18 protein-coding genes are annotated in these 15,830 nt (G+C 34.9%); 15 read left to right on the top strand and 3 right to left on the bottom strand.

Features of this window, described 5'->3' with window-relative positions; all coding sequences use genetic code 11:
* The first annotated feature begins 546 nt into the window (after positions 1–546).
* The 6 genes from N693_RS19165 to N693_RS20620 all read left to right on the top strand — a co-directional run bounded on the left by N693_RS19165 (position 547) and on the right by N693_RS20620 (position 4,983).
* On the top strand, positions 547–1,050 hold the full coding sequence (locus N693_RS19165) for a GNAT family N-acetyltransferase (RefSeq protein WP_253271181.1): 504 nt from the start codon (positions 547–549) through the stop codon (positions 1,048–1,050).
* Positions 1,051–1,223: 173 nt separating this feature from the next.
* The gene (locus N693_RS0110070; protein ID WP_025784655.1) at positions 1,224–1,922 is read left to right on the top strand and encodes a CPBP family intramembrane glutamic endopeptidase; all 699 of its coding nucleotides are present in this window, start codon (positions 1,224–1,226) and stop codon (positions 1,920–1,922) included.
* Positions 1,923–2,084: 162 nt separating this feature from the next.
* Positions 2,085–2,654: a nucleotidyltransferase domain-containing protein gene (locus N693_RS0110065; protein WP_025784654.1), complete on the top strand. Its 570-nt coding sequence runs from the start codon at positions 2,085–2,087 to the stop codon at positions 2,652–2,654.
* 99 nt (positions 2,655–2,753) lie between these two features.
* Positions 2,754–3,455, top strand: coding sequence for a class I SAM-dependent methyltransferase (locus tag N693_RS0110060; protein WP_025784653.1), 702 nt, complete (start codon positions 2,754–2,756; stop codon positions 3,453–3,455).
* A 119-nt stretch (positions 3,456–3,574) separates the two neighbouring features.
* Positions 3,575–4,057: a GNAT family N-acetyltransferase gene (locus N693_RS0110055; RefSeq protein WP_253271180.1), complete on the top strand. Its 483-nt coding sequence runs from the start codon at positions 3,575–3,577 to the stop codon at positions 4,055–4,057.
* 104 nt (positions 4,058–4,161) lie between these two features.
* Positions 4,162–4,983, top strand: a complete 822-nt coding sequence (locus tag N693_RS20620; protein WP_253271179.1) for a helix-turn-helix transcriptional regulator — start codon at positions 4,162–4,164, stop codon at positions 4,981–4,983.
* Here N693_RS20620 and N693_RS0110040 read toward each other — a convergent pair.
* The gene (locus N693_RS0110040) at positions 4,924–6,168 is read right to left on the bottom strand and encodes an MFS transporter (protein ID WP_025784650.1); all 1,245 of its coding nucleotides are present in this window, start codon (positions 6,166–6,168) and stop codon (positions 4,924–4,926) included. The two genes, N693_RS20620 and N693_RS0110040, sit on opposite strands and share 60 nt — an antisense overlap.
* 275 nt (positions 6,169–6,443) lie before the next feature.
* Here N693_RS0110040 and N693_RS0110035 point away from each other — a divergent pair, with 275 nt between their 5' ends.
* The 4 genes from N693_RS0110035 to N693_RS20220 all read left to right on the top strand — a co-directional run bounded on the left by N693_RS0110035 (position 6,444) and on the right by N693_RS20220 (position 9,462).
* A complete protein-coding gene (locus tag N693_RS0110035) occupies positions 6,444–7,088 on the top strand; it encodes a hypothetical protein (protein ID WP_025784649.1) in 645 nt (214 codons plus the stop codon).
* Between the two features lie 475 nt (positions 7,089–7,563).
* The gene (locus N693_RS0110030) at positions 7,564–7,881 is read left to right on the top strand and encodes a hypothetical protein (RefSeq protein ID WP_025784648.1); all 318 of its coding nucleotides are present in this window, start codon (positions 7,564–7,566) and stop codon (positions 7,879–7,881) included.
* Positions 7,882–7,956: 75 nt separating this feature from the next.
* Positions 7,957–9,012 carry a beta-carotene 15,15'-monooxygenase gene (locus tag N693_RS19155; protein WP_081760198.1) on the top strand — a complete coding sequence of 352 codons (1,056 nt, stop codon included), beginning with the start codon at positions 7,957–7,959 and terminating at the stop codon, positions 9,010–9,012.
* A gap of 279 nt (positions 9,013–9,291) precedes the next feature.
* Entirely contained in the window at positions 9,292–9,462 is a 171-nt protein-coding gene (locus tag N693_RS20220) for a hypothetical protein (RefSeq protein ID WP_156028904.1), read from the top strand.
* Positions 9,463–9,524: 62 nt separating this feature from the next.
* On the opposite strand, the gene N693_RS0110015 is transcribed toward N693_RS20220, so the two are convergent.
* Both N693_RS0110015 and N693_RS19145 read right to left on the bottom strand, forming a co-directional pair.
* Complete coding sequence (locus tag N693_RS0110015) at positions 9,525–10,790, bottom strand: MFS transporter (protein WP_051508719.1); 1,266 nt, start codon at positions 10,788–10,790, stop codon at positions 9,525–9,527.
* A 97-nt stretch (positions 10,791–10,887) separates the two neighbouring features.
* Entirely contained in the window at positions 10,888–11,466 is a 579-nt protein-coding gene (locus N693_RS19145) for a winged helix-turn-helix domain-containing protein (protein WP_025784646.1), read from the bottom strand.
* 522 nt (positions 11,467–11,988) lie between these two features.
* On the opposite strand from N693_RS19145, the gene N693_RS0110005 reads away from it, so the two are divergent.
* The 5 genes from N693_RS0110005 (at position 11,989) to N693_RS0109985 (ending at position 15,707) form a co-directional block, all read left to right on the top strand.
* Positions 11,989–12,459, top strand: a complete 471-nt coding sequence (locus N693_RS0110005; RefSeq protein ID WP_025784645.1) for a hypothetical protein — start codon at positions 11,989–11,991, stop codon at positions 12,457–12,459.
* A 189-nt stretch (positions 12,460–12,648) separates the two neighbouring features.
* Positions 12,649–13,077, top strand: a complete 429-nt coding sequence (locus N693_RS0110000; protein WP_025784644.1) for a hypothetical protein — start codon at positions 12,649–12,651, stop codon at positions 13,075–13,077.
* Positions 13,078–13,367: 290 nt separating this feature from the next.
* Complete coding sequence (locus tag N693_RS0109995) at positions 13,368–14,198, top strand: DUF3888 domain-containing protein (protein WP_025784643.1); 831 nt, start codon at positions 13,368–13,370, stop codon at positions 14,196–14,198.
* 464 nt (positions 14,199–14,662) lie between these two features.
* On the top strand, positions 14,663–15,136 hold the full coding sequence (locus N693_RS0109990; protein WP_025784642.1) for an ASCH domain-containing protein: 474 nt from the start codon (positions 14,663–14,665) through the stop codon (positions 15,134–15,136).
* 211 nt (positions 15,137–15,347) lie between these two features.
* Positions 15,348–15,707 (top strand): hypothetical protein, encoded by a 360-nt coding sequence (locus N693_RS0109985; RefSeq protein WP_025784641.1) that lies wholly within the window; start codon positions 15,348–15,350, stop codon positions 15,705–15,707.
* Positions 15,708–15,830 lie beyond the last annotated feature (123 nt).

Raw genomic sequence — 15,830 nt, 5'->3', positions numbered from 1 at the left:
TGAAAGTTGGTCATAAATACAAAAAAGTGCTCATAAACTACGATAAATCGCTCGTAAAGTCTCGCGGCCAAAGCATCAGGCATATCCAATTCATTATCTCGTGACCAATTCAAACGAACTTTTCATTAATAGAGTGAAAACACATCAAATAACACGATTGGAGTGACAAAAAGCACCGTGAAGCTCGGTGCTTTTTTCATTTGCTTGAACTCTACCAGTGTCCAAGATAGCGATATTTAATAATCAGAAATCACAGAGTTTGTAAGGTAACTCTGTTATAATCAAAGCAAGTGAGGTAAGTCATGTTATTCAACGAATAGAGTCAAATTGAGTAAGAACAATTGCTCCCAACAATGATGATATAAGATGAGTAGAATAATAATTCAACAATAAATTTAAGAGAGAAGGAATTAAATGATCTATGAAGCAAATGCTGAAGTAAGGAAAAAATTAGTACCTCTGTTTAAAAGTTTTGATAGCACAATTGTTCTTTGATATCTCCAAGGTCATATGGGAACTGCTTGGGTGGATGACCTTTAGAATCCAATGGTTGCCCAGATATCTGTAAGAATTTTTGTGCTTTATGCAGGTGATTCAAGTACAAAGGAAGCAGAAGAAATGCTATATAATCTCCCTGAATTCACCCTAGTAATTGTGGATTCTGACGATTGGAAAAATCGTATAGAAACAGTTCATAGGGGTGCCATTGAAAAGTTCCAACGATACAGTTTTGAAAAGAACCCTGGGCACTTAAATAGGATGCATATAGTTAACTTAATGTCTTCATTACCAGAAGGCTACGAAATTAAGAAGGATGATAACAACATAGCAAATGCACCTTCCTTTAATGTTTTGTCAGAAGATTTTGTAAGTCAGTTTGAATTAGTAGATAATTTTATCAAAAGGGTTGTGGGTTTTTCCATTTTACACGAAGGTATAGTTGTTGCTGAAGCGAAATCTTTTAGTGTATTTGATAGTGGATCGAGATTGAAATTGCTGCACAACCAGAATTATGACGGCGAATATGATGGCACAAAAAGCAGATGTTGAAAACTAGCAAACGGCACGCTGATTCCTTCGGAGTCGTCCGTCATTCGCTAAAAGTAACAGTGCATAAATATATATGGCTTCTTCTTCAAAAGGGGGCATTAGTTTAATAAGAGCTGCTCTTCGAGTGGGCCAAATTGTTTACTGAAAACTAGTTTTAGAAGGGAAGTCGGGTTATGAAAGATTCGGCATGGAAACAGAAGGACATATGGACCAAGAAGGAGTTTACGCTTCTACTATTGCTCGAGTTTATATTCGTAATAGTAGTCATTAAATACGCCATTCAATCATTTTATGAAAATTGGTTTAACAATACATTATACTCTGGAACATTGACAGGACTGACAATTGCAATTGTACTTCTGACTGGATTATATGTTGTTGCACTACGGCCAAAAAAACTCTCATGGAGAGAGGTAGGTTTAAGAAACTTTTCTACAAAGTTTTGGTGGAAAATACCATTTTGGTTATTAATAACTATTATATTAAGCGTAATTGTAATGTTGCTAACGAGTTTTCTAGGAAATAGCGTAGATAATAGTAAAACAGAAAGCCTGCAGCAAAATATAAATTTCTTCACCATTCTCATTGGTGTTATTTCTGCTGGCGTAATATCTCCGATTTATGAGGAGATATTTTATCGGGGTTTTGTCTACCGGTGGTTAAGAGTAAGACTCGGAATGAATTGGGGTATTGTGATTAGTTCTCTAATATTTACAGTAGCTCATTTTCCAACTTTCAATGCAATGCCAGTAAATTTCATCACGGGCGTAGTGTTCGCTTGGACATATGAGAAGACAGGATCTGTCATCCCAGGAATTATAATTCATGGCGCATTCAATACAATAGCAGTTGTATTGACGGTAATAGGGTAGAATTATTTATAAATAGTTACCGTTAACGGTATAAGGTTTGTGCTTTAAACTGGCCATTTTCTTGCGAAACACATGACGAATGAAAATTAGAGAAATAGACAATCTGTTAGGATTTATAAAAATCAAAAGACAGCAATTCGCTGTCCTTTTTGGAGGATTAATATGTCATTTGAGCAATGTCAAAGTATTAATTTGCTAATGGCTGAATTTGATAGAACTTGGTTTTTTGCTGGTGGATGGGCAATTGACCTTTTTGTTGGTCAAGAAACAAGGGAACATCAAGATTTAGAGTTTGCTGTTTTTAGAAAGGATCAAATTTCTTTAAAGGATTATCTCGACGGATGGGAGTTCAAAAAGGTTGTTAAAGGTGAGTTTCATTCCTGGGAAAATGAGTTTTTAGAATTACCGATTCACGAAATACACGCTTCAAATGTTTTGAATGAAGACAACATAGAGATTCTTCTTAATGAAACGAAAGACAATGATTGGACATTCCGTAGGGATTTAAGAATTTCCTGTCCAATCAATTCCGTATGGAGTATCACAAAAACAGGCATTCCATACTTGAAACCGGAAATTGTACTTTTATATAAAGCGAAAAACACAAGAGAAAAAGATCATCAAGACTTTGTTACCGTAAAGGATTATCTCGAATATGATCAAAAAAATTGGCTTCGAGATGCATTAGAAATACATGAACCAGAACATAACTGGCTTCAATTTTTGATCTGAGTATTTGTTGTCCTTTAGGGGGTATTCATGCATAAGGGAAGCACAAGAATAGGGCAAAGATTAAGGAATGCAAAGTTAAGCTAAATTGGAGGGGTATTTGTGGGGGGAAGTATTTTAAATTACGAAGACTTATTGGAAATGTTAGATGATGAACTTCGAGAACCTAAACAATTTTGGGAGGACTTTTATGCAGACAGAACAAAAAATATTCCATTCTTCAAAGTAAAAGGTCCTGATGAGAATTTAGTTGAATATTTTAGTAAGGGGCTTTCGCCTAAACGGGTTCTGGAACTAGGGGCTGGACCTGGGAGAAATTCTATTTATATGGCTAAGCAAGGGAGTAATGTGAGTGCATTAGATCTTTCAAACAAAGCGCTTGAGTGGGCGAAGGAAAGAGCGGATGAAGAAGGAGTCAATCTTGATTTTCATTGCGTTTCCTTATTTGATTTTGAATTTGAGCCGAATTCATACGATTTTATTTACGATTGTGGAATGTTCCATCATTTAGCGCCGCATCGTCGTTTAACTTATTTAGAGATAATAAAAATAGCGCTTAAAAAAGGCGGGTATTTTGGAATTGTTTGCTTCGATACAGATGGCGCTCTAGATACCCCTGATTGGGATGTCTACAAAGATAAAAGTTTAAAAGGCGGTATAGGTTATTCTGAAGAAAGATTAAAGGAGATATTCAATAAAGACTTCGATATTTTGAATTTCAGAAAGATGAAAAAGTCTGCACAATCAGACGATTTATTCGGTGAAGAGTTTTTATGGACAAGTTTAATGCAAATTAAAAGTTAAGGTTCTTATACAAGTAAGGGGGGCTTTAACCGTATAAGATTTGTGCTTCAATCGGGCCAAATTGTGAAAGATTAGCTTATACACGAGACACAAAAATATAGATACTAGGAGCTGTTTTTGTGAATATTTTAAGTAAGACTGTAAAATTAGAAAAATATAATCCGGATTTTTTAAAAGCATTAAAGGAATTCGAGCTACCTACTGAAAAGGCACAATATACTGCTCTTCCAACTGTGATACTTGAGAAGTTAACTGATAATCAGTACCCAGTTGTAATCTTAAGTAATGACGATCCGGTCGGATTTTTCTTGTTACAATCAACTGATAGGGTAAAGGAGTTTACGGATAATCCATGGGCATTATTGTTAACTGCACTATCAATAGATAATTCTAAACAGGGAAAAGGATTTGCTATAGAGGCAATGAAGTTAATAAAACAATTTGTTAATCTAGAACTCCCTGAATACGATGAAATTATATTAGCTGTTAATCATAAAAATATACCAGCGCAAAATTTATATAAAAGGGTTGGATTCAGTGACACGGGGAAAAGAAAAATAGGCAAGATAGGAGAACAGTTTATTTTCAATACATATATTTAATGCAGTTGAACGCGTTTAAATATACTGCAATCGAGGAGCAGTTTTCTATAGGCGCTTTTAATTTGTATAGTTTCCTTGAGGGAATAGTAGAAAGGGTGTAAACAATGACTATTTTACTGAAAGCGTCTAATTGTTTGCTGTTATCTACTGATCAAAAGAAATCGGAGAGTCTCTGGAGGAACGACCCTTGTTATAAATTCTTGTTTTCGCTAAAAGGTTCTATGAATTATCAAAGCAGAAGAAACGATCTTTCATTAACGGAAAATGAGTTTTTGGTATTCAATCCGAACGATGAACATCGACAGCTCGATATAGACGATCACAAATTTTTGATCGAAATGGATTCGACATTCCTCAACGAAGCAACTGCAGCCATATCGATTATTCGAGAAGATTTATTTTTTGCTCAAACAATCCAAAAAAATCCACTCGTTTCGCAATGGGTTCAGTTTGTTCAGCAGTACATGCTATTGGAAGGACCAGAAAGAAATCGATCATCTGAAGTATTTTTAGAACATAGCTTTGCTCAACTCAGTCTATTACTGGTCAAGACAATCATTGGAAATCATAGTTCTGATTTAATAACCGAACCGTTTCGCTCAACGCAGCCTGCATTTTTTCATGTAATGGAGGCGTTGAAAAATGATTATCAACATGCTTGGAGTTTAGAGGAAATGGCAGCGCTCTTGGATATCAGTAAATTTCAGTTTGCTCATCTTTTTAAAGAGAAGATCGGCGTTTCTCCTTATTCTTGGCTTCAGCTCTATCGATTAGTCAGAAGCCAAGATTTACTTTTACATACTGGACGGACGATTACCGATATCGCCATTAGTTGTGGCTTTTCTTCTCTTGGCGTTTATAATCAATTATTTAAACGCCTGTACGGATTTCCTCCGAGTTTTTTCCGACAACGATATTCGAATTAAATAAAAGACGGCGCAAACGACTATCATGCTACCGCAGAACACAAAGATCGCCCCAATCTTGATGAAAGTAGCTAAGGCACCAAACAGTAACAAGGAGAGAACGTTCGATCCATATAGAATGACTGCATTAAAACTAAATGCTCGGCCCAACTTTTGGGTTGGAACCAACGTTTGTATCAAATAAACACGCGTCAGACTGCTAATCGGCAGTCCGACTGCCGCAATCAAAACGCCAAGAAAGTAGAGAGGTAGACTTGTGGCGAAACCCAATACAAAAATCCCGAGTCCCCATACGATTGAGCCCGATAAGTAAATAATAAATGTTAACCTTCTCCAAAAGAACGGAATCATCACATTGACGAGAATGACACCTGCTCCGTACCATCCCAATAAAAGACTATAGAATTCTTCGCCTTGGCTCGGATAATTTTGTAGAAGAATCAAAAGCAAACCGACCTGCCACACCCAGGTGTTGAAAAAGACCATCAAAAATGTTGCTGTAAATACGTTTTTAATCGTACCTTCTCCTCTGATCCACTGAAAGAAAGACACAATTGATTGAAAGACTCCTTGATTGCTCTCGTCGGCTGCATTCTCCTCGTTGATCGGCTCAATCCAATGAATTCTTAAGATGAAAAACGCACTTAAAATGTACGAAAGTGCATCAATCGAATAAAAATGGATGGTGTTTCCGGAGCTCAATAGAACGAAGCTGAAAACAGGAGTGAGTACCTGGACGCCTCTTGTGACGGTGTCTAGCAAGCTATTGACTGTTGTGCGTTCATCTACTGGTGTAACGAGAGGCAAAACAGCCCGATACGTTGGATTATAGAAACAACCCAGACTCTGAATGATGAAACTCACGACCAATAAATGCCAGAAAGCTAAATTCTCCAGTTGGTAGAGGACGACCAGGAAGAGAATGATTGGAACACGAATAAGATCAATCCTTACCAATAACCTTTTTTTATTGATACGGTCCGCAACAGCACCACCAATTAGCCCAAAAAGTAGATAGGGAACGGCTTGTGAAATGGCAATCACTGTGGTAAGACTCGCCGATTGCGTCAGTTCATAGGAGATAAACAGAAAGGCCAGCCCTGCAAGGACATTCCCTAACTGCGAAACGCCAGCGCCAGCCAAATAATAGAGAACACTTCTATTTTTCAATAAATTTCGATACATCGTAATCACCTCATGTATAGGTTACGCTGCATTTATTTGCTCATCTATATGAATCTTGCTGTTTTTCATACCAATATTCAGGGAAATTATTCACTACATGGTTATACTATTTATAATCTTTTAGGTAATAATTAACATATTTTTTGTTATGTTAACTAATGGTGTATATCGGATGAATAGGAAGGTTCGGCCAAATAATCTTGTGGGTTTAACTGTCGTTGTGCCAATATCGCAAACGGGCCAGATTAAAAAGTAAAAGAGAGAAGTGAGTACTTATGGTTGAAAGTAAAATTGAATACTATGAGAATGAGTCACAGCAATTTAAACCTATACAACATTTTATTTCACGTATAAAGGAAATGGAGAATGAATCGAAGTATGGAGCGGAGGTTGCTTCAAAGTGGACTGAAATTGTCAACCTGACCCTTAAAGATGAAATGTATCCAGTAGTCCATCCCATTGGTCAGGAGACATTCTCCTTATATGCGGAATTTCCGACAGGAGTGTTTGAGTACGCTTTAGATATAGATGGTGCCACTTCACTTATAAAAGAAAAGTGTATCAAGCCGATAACTTTTGAACCTTCAATAATTATAGCTTCTGTTGAAGACGTTAATATAAATACAGATACAGGTAACATAAAAACTAATCATAAGAATCCTGTAATGGTACTTCAGAGTAAATTTCTGACGGACGATAAGCCTTATTGTATCAATGGGAACCACAGAATATTTGAAGCTTATCGAAATAATGAAGAACAAATTGAAGTGTTTGTATTCAAAGACCTTGAATTCACTCCATTTGTTTACGATGTTTTGAGTAAAGCAATCTATTTCTTAGAAATGGATTACAACAATGTAATTAAAAATGTGAGGAATTTCCCAAAAGATAATCATACCGCGTATGCATATTTTTTATGATATATGGTGTTAGCTTGCGCCAGAATAGGGGCGTTAACCGAACAAGGTTGTTCAAGAATAGGGCCAAAGAACAGAAGAGGTGAAGTGATTTTGTTAAGAAGATATTTAAGTATTATTTCATTGTTATTATTTTCTTTGTTTATTATTTTTGGTTTTATTACACCAATTGAAGTGAACGGAACCTCGGAAATTGGAGACATTGTAGTCACGTCGTTAATAATTATCTCATTTCTAACTGCACTTTTTAAGCCAAAAAGGGAAGTTAAAAGTTTTAGCTTTAATTGTTACATGAATTCCTGTACTTTTCCTACTGGGCTTGGTTTTACTTCCGATATTCAATTTTTTTATTATCGAAAAAATCGGAGCAACATTGAATAACTCAAAGTTTTTAAAATTACTACAATCGGGGTACTTAACGGAATAAACTATGTCAAAATTGAATTAACTTAAAAGCGAAAAAAGGAGGGTTTATAATATGGGGTTATCATTAGAAATTGCTCGTATTGTACTGCCTATTGCAATCGTAGGGGGGATTGCGATATTTGTAATTCTAAGAATGAAAGATAAGTATAAAAAAGGAACTCTGGGTAAGAAAAAAACAAAAAGTTCTCAAATTTTGTTGGATAGTTTAATACCATTTGGAATGATGAGTGGTATGGCTGTTTCCATACTTCTTAGCTTATTTACTCCCTTTTCCTTTCTATCTGCAATTGCTTGGGGACCTGGAATAGGTATGTTCTTTGGATATTTTGCTTATGAAATTTATAGCAATAACGAAGAAAGTTATTCATAATAACAGCCTTCTAGAATCGGGAGCAATTATTGAAGATCCAGTATGCCTGAATCAGGCTGGAGAAATTAATAAAAAATGACTGAGGTGAAAGGTATGGTGTTTAATAGAGTTTCTCTACGTATGATATGGCCTATCCTGTTTTTACTTGTACTGGCTTCCAACTTTGCTTTATATCGCACTTCAATAGGAATCAGCATATTGCCGGCTAATACTCATCCTGTGGTTCTGGGTTCTCTTATCGACCTAACTATTGTGGCTCCCATACTATTTTTAGCTTGGCAACAAAAATTAAGTTGGAAGTATCTTCTTACATTGATGGCTGGAGGATTAATTGTTGCTCGCTTTATGATCCCAATGCAATATTTAACTCCATTTAAGACACTTACACTAATTGGCTTTGTAGTGGAAGCTGCGTTCGTTTTGCTTGAGATATTATTGTTGTTAACTCTCTTTAAATATTTGCCTGAAATCATCCGAAGTGTTAAGAAGAGTCCTTTACCACATTTATTTTCTTTCTCAAATGCAGTAGACCAAAGAGTAAGAAAACATCCGATTATACAAGCTTTCTGTTCAGAAATGCTGATGTTTTATTATGCTTTTTGCCTTTGGAAAAAAGAGCCTGCACATAAAGGACATACGTTTACGCTTCATCGGAAATCTAGTCTGATTGCATTTCATGTGATGATGATTCATGCAATTGTAGTCGAAACTTTGGGAGTGCATTGGTGGCTACATGATAAGTCGTTGATCTTATCATTGCTATTGTTAGTTGTGAATTTCTATTCAATTGTTTTATTTTTAGGCGATATCCAGGCTATGCGATTTAACCCTCTGCAAATTGATAATGATTGCATGTATGTTTCATTGGGATTAATGAAACGAATGGAAATAAGGTGGAAGGATATTGACGAGATCATAGAAGACCGTTCCACATTAGAAAAAAAGCTCACTAAAAACACCATAGACTTTGTAGCCCGCGATTTTGAGAAAGCTTATCCTGACGTCATAATAAAATTAAAACTTCCGCAAGAAGCTACTTTGCTTATGGGACTGAAGAAAAATTATGAGCAAGTTGCTATTCGAGTAGATGAACCAGAAAAGTTTAAAGAACTACTGAAATCTAAACTTTAATTACAAAATAATCACGTGCTTGTACACAACACAATTCAAAATCTGTAAAGCTTGTTTGTTCAATCAAAGGGGAGGCAATACACGAATAAGATCGATGTTTCTATCAATTTATCCAACTGATAGATGCTTACCAATTTGGTGCTGTTAAAAAGTTGATATTGTTAAACAAGAAGAGGAGACGAGAAGCTTTGCTCAATCATATTTGTGAAACTTGTGGTGCCTTATTAAAGCACAGGTAAAGTCCTGAACAATGTACAATTTGTACGGAAGAAAAACAATATGTCAGTCCAAACGGACAACCTTAAAAAAATCATTAATAATGGCCACTATCAAAATACTAATGTTCCAGAAGAAAAAGGGCTATATTGCTTAGATGCAATTCCAAGTTTTAGAATTGGTCAAACTGCGTATATTATACAAAACAAGGAATTTAATTTATTGAAGGATTGAATAACGATTAATCATGATATCTCCTTATTTGTTATCCAATTTTAATGGCCCCTTGATGTATTTTAAACAGTCCCATTTTGGTTATCAAAATACTTCTTAGGATCAATTTCATCAATTTTTGGTAGTTTACGTAACTGAGGTATGAGTACCCAAGCTAATGATACAAACAACATACCAAGACTCCCTATCGCAAACGCTAAATGACTATTGGTTACGGTACCAATATAGCCTCCAAATAATGAGCCTAGTGGCATTGCGGAAAACGAAATACTAGAAATAAGAGAGAATGTTCTAGCTAAATATTGTTGAGGCATAATTCGTTGTCCAGCAGCAGCCATTGTTACTTCAGCTGCACCTAGAGGGATTAATGCAATCCCGAATATAATGATTGATAATATATTTGATGGGACAAAAACCGAGGAAAGCCAAAATAATGAACTAATAAAGAATGATGTTATTACCATTTTGCCGAAGTTAAATCTTTTTAAATACGGAGATAATAGGACTCCACACAAGTAACCCGCGGAATATGTGCCCATAAAAATTCCGTAAAGCTCAACCCCTCCCCTAGAACTTGAATATGCGGGAAGAACAGCTAGGGCTATTCCGAATGAAAAATTTGCAGCTACTGAGCCGTAAAAAAATTTAGATATTATCGATCCGCGAACAAATTTGTATCCATCAAATAAGTCATTGAAATATCTTTTAGTGTGACTCGTTAAAGTTTTACTTCCGGAGTTCACTTTGAGTTCCGTGGGTTCTGAGTAACTAAAAAGCAAAAAGATAAATATAGTGATTAAAAACAAAAATGCATCAAAAAAGTATATATTAATTGCGCCAACAATTGTAATTAGCACGCCCCCGATACTATTTGCTAAAATATTGACTCCCGAATTAGCAAAACTGAAAAGTGAATTGGCACCAACTAAATCATCAGTTTCCACTATTCTGGGTAATGCAGCGGATTGGGCAGGGAATATAAATTGATTTATACAAGTTAATATTGGCATTATTATTAGTAATAACGTTACATTTAAAACTCCAATGTAATGTAAAAGTGGGATACTTAGAACAAAAATGAATTGAATTAATTGTGTTGCTACCAATAATCTTTTTAAAGAAACCCTGTCTACAATAGGTCCAATTAAAAATTGCAACATATGAGGAGCCATAGTTAAGAATCCCGCCAATCCAGTATAAAAAGTTGACCCTCCTAGTTCATATACCAACCATATTGCGGCAATAGCATATAAACTATCACCGAAATTAGCAATGGTTCTTCCCCAAAAAAGCGTTGCGAAATTACGGTTTTTAAATAACTTAATCATTCACTCAACCTCTTCTCAATTTAAGGCTATATTATTTGTGCTGCAGATTAAAAAAATAAACCGAGTTAAAAAAATAAACCGTTTACATAAAAAAATATTATCCCCAAAAACCATTAGTTATTTCAAATCCAAAGCTACCTAAATAATACATTCTCGTGTTTGAATTCAACTTATTTTCTTGTTCCATTAAAATAAGCTCATCAAACAGTTCATTTATTTTATTAGATATTTTTTCAAATTGATCCTTAGTTAGGTTAACCTCCGCTTGAATCATAGATGTGCTATATTTATCATCTTCAAAAAATGCTGTACTAGGTGCGTTAAATACTCGTTCTTTGACCCGATCTATGGTTTTTATTAGCGCCATTCTATTAGCTTGACTTATTTCATCCGCATAGGGGAACAATTCTGTACCTGGAAGGAAAGATAATGCGACAGCTCTATAAAACTTTTGCACAGTGCCACCTTTTACTTCTTCACGTATAAGTTGTATAAAATTCACCTTTTCTAGGGCCTTTAAGTGATAATGAACCTTCGAACGTGGAATTTCCAAAATTTCAGATAGTTGTTGCCCAGTATATTCCTTCTCAATAAGTAAGATTAATAGCTGGACCCTTAACGGATCGCTTATTGTCTTCAGTTGTTCTCTTGTATGTATAATTTGTATGTTTTCCACTCAATCGCTCCTCTTTTCTTGTTTGAAATGATTAATTTCTTCTCCTTTTTATGATTTAAAGATTGAAAGTTCTCGATTCAAGGTTGTTGAATTATTTGGATAATGTGACGAAATTTTACTATGATTTATTTTCTCGCTATTAAAAATAATTTGCAACTAAATCACATTAAAGCTGGCTTAGCGTACAAAATTTCCGAGATGTTGGTGGTAACATTAAGGCAAGATTTTGGTTTGCTGAGTCCTTCAAATTACAGAAGGGGTTGTTCTTCATCGTAAAAGAGTGAAATTTGATCGGATCTATAATGTATTTCATCTTATTGTTAAAGAAGATGCAAATATGTTTGTTAAGGGATCAGCAAAAAGATATATAGAAGCATTAAGTAGAACATTGTATAATACATGTTTCACAACTTCCTCAAATGGGGGGAACGGGATATAAGTTGTGCAAGAATAGGGCCAAAGAATTGAAATAGATCACAGCGTGTGATCTATAAAACGTTCAGCAACATGAGGAGTATGTATATGGATACTGGAATTTTGTATTATAAAATTTTCGAAAGAGAAGTACTGGCTTCTGATTATATTGGGTGGGCTTTTTATATGTTGCATAATGGAAAATCTACACCCTCTCTGAATGTACTTGTGTCTCTAATAAAACCTCTGAATATTTTTGAAGTAGAAGAATATTTCAACAGGGCTATAAATGAGCTAAACATTGTTAAACCTTCTTACGAAGAAAGTGCGAGAAAATATGTCCGATATTTATTAAGAGAAATTATTGATAATCCTAGTAAAGCAATTGATAATGCATATTATATTTATAAAATTGCTCGTGAACATTTCCTCGATGAAGAACAAGATATATGGTATGAAATAAGTGAAATGATAGATGACCTTTTGTACGGAGATAATATAAAAAACATTACCCGAAATTCCTTGACAAAAGTTATTGTACTTGAATCCGAGCATCAATTGAAAAACAAATTCCTTTAAGCAGAAGGGGCTTAGTTGAAGATCATCGAGTTGCTAATGCAGCTTTTTTTCTTATTGAGCTAACGGGCAGGTTAGTTCAATAAGAGAGAATGTAAACAGTAGAAACTATACTATCTAGATTCTCTAAAATGAAACCATTTTAATGAAATTACGTAAATATAATTTTAAGTCGATATCGGGAAGTGAAAAATGTTTTATACTATGCTAATAATAGGAGCTTTGTCAGTTCTACTGTCAGTACTTATATTTGGTTTTATGTATGTTGAAAAGGACTTTACATTAGCAAATATAGTCAAGACCATTGGAGCCCTTCTATTTGGTGTTTTCCTTTTAGTAATTACTCTACCAAGTCTAAAATTCATACTATTAAAGGAATATGATGTTGTTAGCGGGGAATGCACCATCGAAATAACTTCCTCAGGGCGTTTTAAAGAATCGACCTTCGAAATGCTTGATTCGGGTGATAAATTTACATTTAACCATATTCCTGCACTTGATGCTTATGGAGAGTCAATCCCGTATTATTGTGAGGTGACAGTTACAAAAGACCATCTTTTTGAAATTGATTATAAAATTTATGATGTCAATTCGAGAGAGCTTATATTAACAAGTGAATAGCCTATGTTTACAGTTGATTATAATAAAATATTGAAGTTTGAATTAACTACATGAATAGAAAAAATCGTTGGCTACTTTGTTAAGTTACTAACTGGGTTAGACTCAGAAAACGAACAAAACTTCTTATTTCACTGAGGGGGCGTTGCTTTATAAGTAAGTATGTATATATCGCAATCGGGGATATTTCATGCATAGGGACTACACAACAATAGCGCCAGGTAGTTGAAGAATAATTAAATGATTTCAGGGGAAAATACTCATTAATTAAATCCATATTAAAGGAGTATTTTATGAGGAAAATCCTGAAAATATTATCTTTCGTTCTTCTTAGTATCTATATCACAACCCATGAAATGGTTACGGGCCCCCCGAATGAGGACTTATATAAAGGTGATTTGTTAACAACTTCAGGAAATCTTAATTCCCAAAGTGGGCAACCTGACTATAAAATTATATATGATACATTGCTTACAACACTTTACCCATCCATAGATAAAGAAATTATTAATTATTATGGCTATCCCAAACAATTTGAAGATGAAAAAATACTGAGTATTACAAGAAATCATGAGGGAAGTTTTGATTTTAATGTAAAAGTCCAAGTCACAACATTTGAACATGCACATGACCCTCCTTATGGAAAGGTAACAATGACTTTCAATGTAGACCCATTTGGTGTTAAAACAATTAACTTTCAACATAAGGGAGATAAATTAGAAAAAGATATAGATGAATTTTATAAAGCAACACTTTCAGATATAAAACAGTCTTTTAATTTGAATCTGGAGTCTTACACTGCTTACACATACAATCAATTGCAATACCAAACAGAAATAAACAATGAATTTAATTCCCTTTTTACTATTGTAGATGAGATAGTGACCAACATATTGGCTCCTGAGAGAAAGATACCCAACAAAAATGTCATTGACCCTGTTACTTTTCTGAAAGACAACACAGGTTATATACTCTTCAAAAAGTCCGATGGTACAAATGTAATTTATAAAGTACAAAAGAAAGCTGGAAATTGGATAGTAACAGATAAAAATAGTAAACAAGGAAAGAAAATGGATTATAAATTACCATGGTATATATGGGGAAATAATAAGCCTGATGATTAATTCAGTAGGCTTTCTTAAATATATAAAGTGTGTGTAATAAGTTAGTCTGTTGTTGTATTTAATGCTGGAACTCAAATTGAATTTTTAGTGAAATCGAAAGTTACATGCCCCAATTCGTATTCAACTAACAAGGGCAAATGAGGACTCTAATTTTTCCCCAAGGAGAATATAGACATCGTTGCCTTTGATAGTAATGACGTTTATTCAACTAGTACGGAGCATAACTCGAGGTCATACATACTAAAAGTCGTATTAAAAGTTTCGATCCCCAATTCCATCTCGAAATTGGGCTTATGAAAAAATATGATATAAATGTAGAGTTACCATCAGAACACTATATTTAACTTTCGTATGAAAAATAATCAAGCACATACTCCTAGTTAACTTGTTCTTGTGAAATATTGACAGACAATAGGTTGCATGCTAAATTCATCGTATTTAACTAATGAGGGGGTAAGTGATTAATGTCAGTTAATAAAGTAGAAGAATTTTGGCATAGGTACGCTCGTGAAAATATGTTAAGCATGAGCGCTCCGGAAGCGTGGATGTTTGGAGATGGTTCCAAAGAAATGGGAGATGAATTGGGGAGTTTAGTTGTTAGTGGCATGAAAACTGGAACATGTGCCGCGCATTGTATTTACGAACTTGAAGGCGAAGAAATTCCTAAAGAAGGTCAGTACGATATTGTTTTGGATGGAGACAATAATCCATTAGCAATTATAAAGTATACCAAGATTGATTTTGTGAAAATGAATGAAGTAACAAGAGATTTTGCAAGGTCTGAGGGTGAAGGGGATTTAAGCTATGATTATTGGTATCGTGAGCATGTTAAGTTTTTCACCTGGGAGTTAAGTCAGCATGGACTTACTTTCACTCCAGAGTTATTACTAGTTTGTCAAACGTTTAAAGTCGTGGAAGTTAACAAAGATAGAGTATGAAAATTCATTCTCATATTATCCTCTTCACAACTTTATCGCTCTAAGATTGTTGTAATAAAAGCGTTAAAACGACAGATATTCCATGCGTGATTCTGTTACTAAATTTGCATTTTGACACGGTGAAATGAACGGGTTACACGTTAAAAACATCTTGTTTACAACCACTACCTAAAAGGGAATACACATACTAGTACCTGAAGGAGGTGGCGTTATGAATCATCCAGCATCCCTAGAAGAATTTGTGAAACAGGCGTCTCAAATGCAAGGCGATTTGAAGATGTTGTATGTGAACCAATCTGACTACACACCTGAAGAGGCAATTGTTTCGGATGAAGACACTGCTGGTGGAGTTAACATGCAAATGATCCGCTTACTTGCTTCATCAAATACGAATGCAATTTATTGGGAAGACCCTTTTTACGACAGTGGTGAATTGGAACAGCTCAATATTCAACTCGATTCACTGGAGTCATTTACCCGGGAAGTCATCACCTTGCAAGAGATGGAAAAAACTAAATCCAACTTTGGAATGAAACAAGACTCCATCCAAGATGAAAATGAACCTTCGTAACATGTCTTTTCGCACTCGCAGCATCAGTCGTTTTCGTTTATAATGGATAATTAGATGATTAATAAGAACAGGTTCAGCCATTTACGAATGGCTGACCTTTTTTTACGGACCGAAAGAAGTGAA

The sequence above is a fragment of the Sporosarcina sp. D27 genome, assembly GCF_000586555.1.
In the GTDB taxonomy this organism is placed as follows: Bacteria; Bacillota; Bacilli; order Bacillales_A; family Planococcaceae; genus Sporosarcina.
This window is presented reverse-complemented; position numbering and strand designations above follow the sequence as displayed.

Bases quoted from the DNA above. Each gene is read 5' to 3' on its own strand.
- N693_RS19165 (WP_253271181.1), top strand. From the start codon at position 547: ATGGTTGCCCAGATATCTGTAAGAATTTTTGTGCTTTATGCAGGTGAT.
- N693_RS0110070 (WP_025784655.1), top strand. From the start codon at position 1,224: ATGAAAGATTCGGCATGGAAACAGAAGGACATATGGACCAAGAAGGAG.
- N693_RS0110065 (WP_025784654.1), top strand. From the start codon at position 2,085: ATGTCATTTGAGCAATGTCAAAGTATTAATTTGCTAATGGCTGAATTT.
- N693_RS20620 (WP_253271179.1), top strand. From the start codon at position 4,162: ATGACTATTTTACTGAAAGCGTCTAATTGTTTGCTGTTATCTACTGAT.
- N693_RS0110040 (WP_025784650.1), bottom strand. From the start codon at position 6,168: ATGTATCGAAATTTATTGAAAAATAGAAGTGTTCTCTATTATTTGGCT.
- N693_RS0110035 (WP_025784649.1), top strand. From the start codon at position 6,444: ATGGTTGAAAGTAAAATTGAATACTATGAGAATGAGTCACAGCAATTT.
- N693_RS0110030 (WP_025784648.1), top strand. From the start codon at position 7,564: ATGGGGTTATCATTAGAAATTGCTCGTATTGTACTGCCTATTGCAATC.
- N693_RS19155 (WP_081760198.1), top strand. From the start codon at position 7,957: ATGACTGAGGTGAAAGGTATGGTGTTTAATAGAGTTTCTCTACGTATG.
- N693_RS20220 (WP_156028904.1), top strand. From the start codon at position 9,292: ATGTCAGTCCAAACGGACAACCTTAAAAAAATCATTAATAATGGCCAC.
- N693_RS0110015 (WP_051508719.1), bottom strand. From the start codon at position 10,790: ATGATTAAGTTATTTAAAAACCGTAATTTCGCAACGCTTTTTTGGGGA.
- N693_RS0110005 (WP_025784645.1), top strand. From the start codon at position 11,989: ATGGATACTGGAATTTTGTATTATAAAATTTTCGAAAGAGAAGTACTG.
- N693_RS0110000 (WP_025784644.1), top strand. From the start codon at position 12,649: ATGTTTTATACTATGCTAATAATAGGAGCTTTGTCAGTTCTACTGTCA.
- N693_RS0109995 (WP_025784643.1), top strand. From the start codon at position 13,368: ATGAGGAAAATCCTGAAAATATTATCTTTCGTTCTTCTTAGTATCTAT.
- N693_RS0109990 (WP_025784642.1), top strand. From the start codon at position 14,663: ATGTCAGTTAATAAAGTAGAAGAATTTTGGCATAGGTACGCTCGTGAA.
- N693_RS0109985 (WP_025784641.1), top strand. From the start codon at position 15,348: ATGAATCATCCAGCATCCCTAGAAGAATTTGTGAAACAGGCGTCTCAA.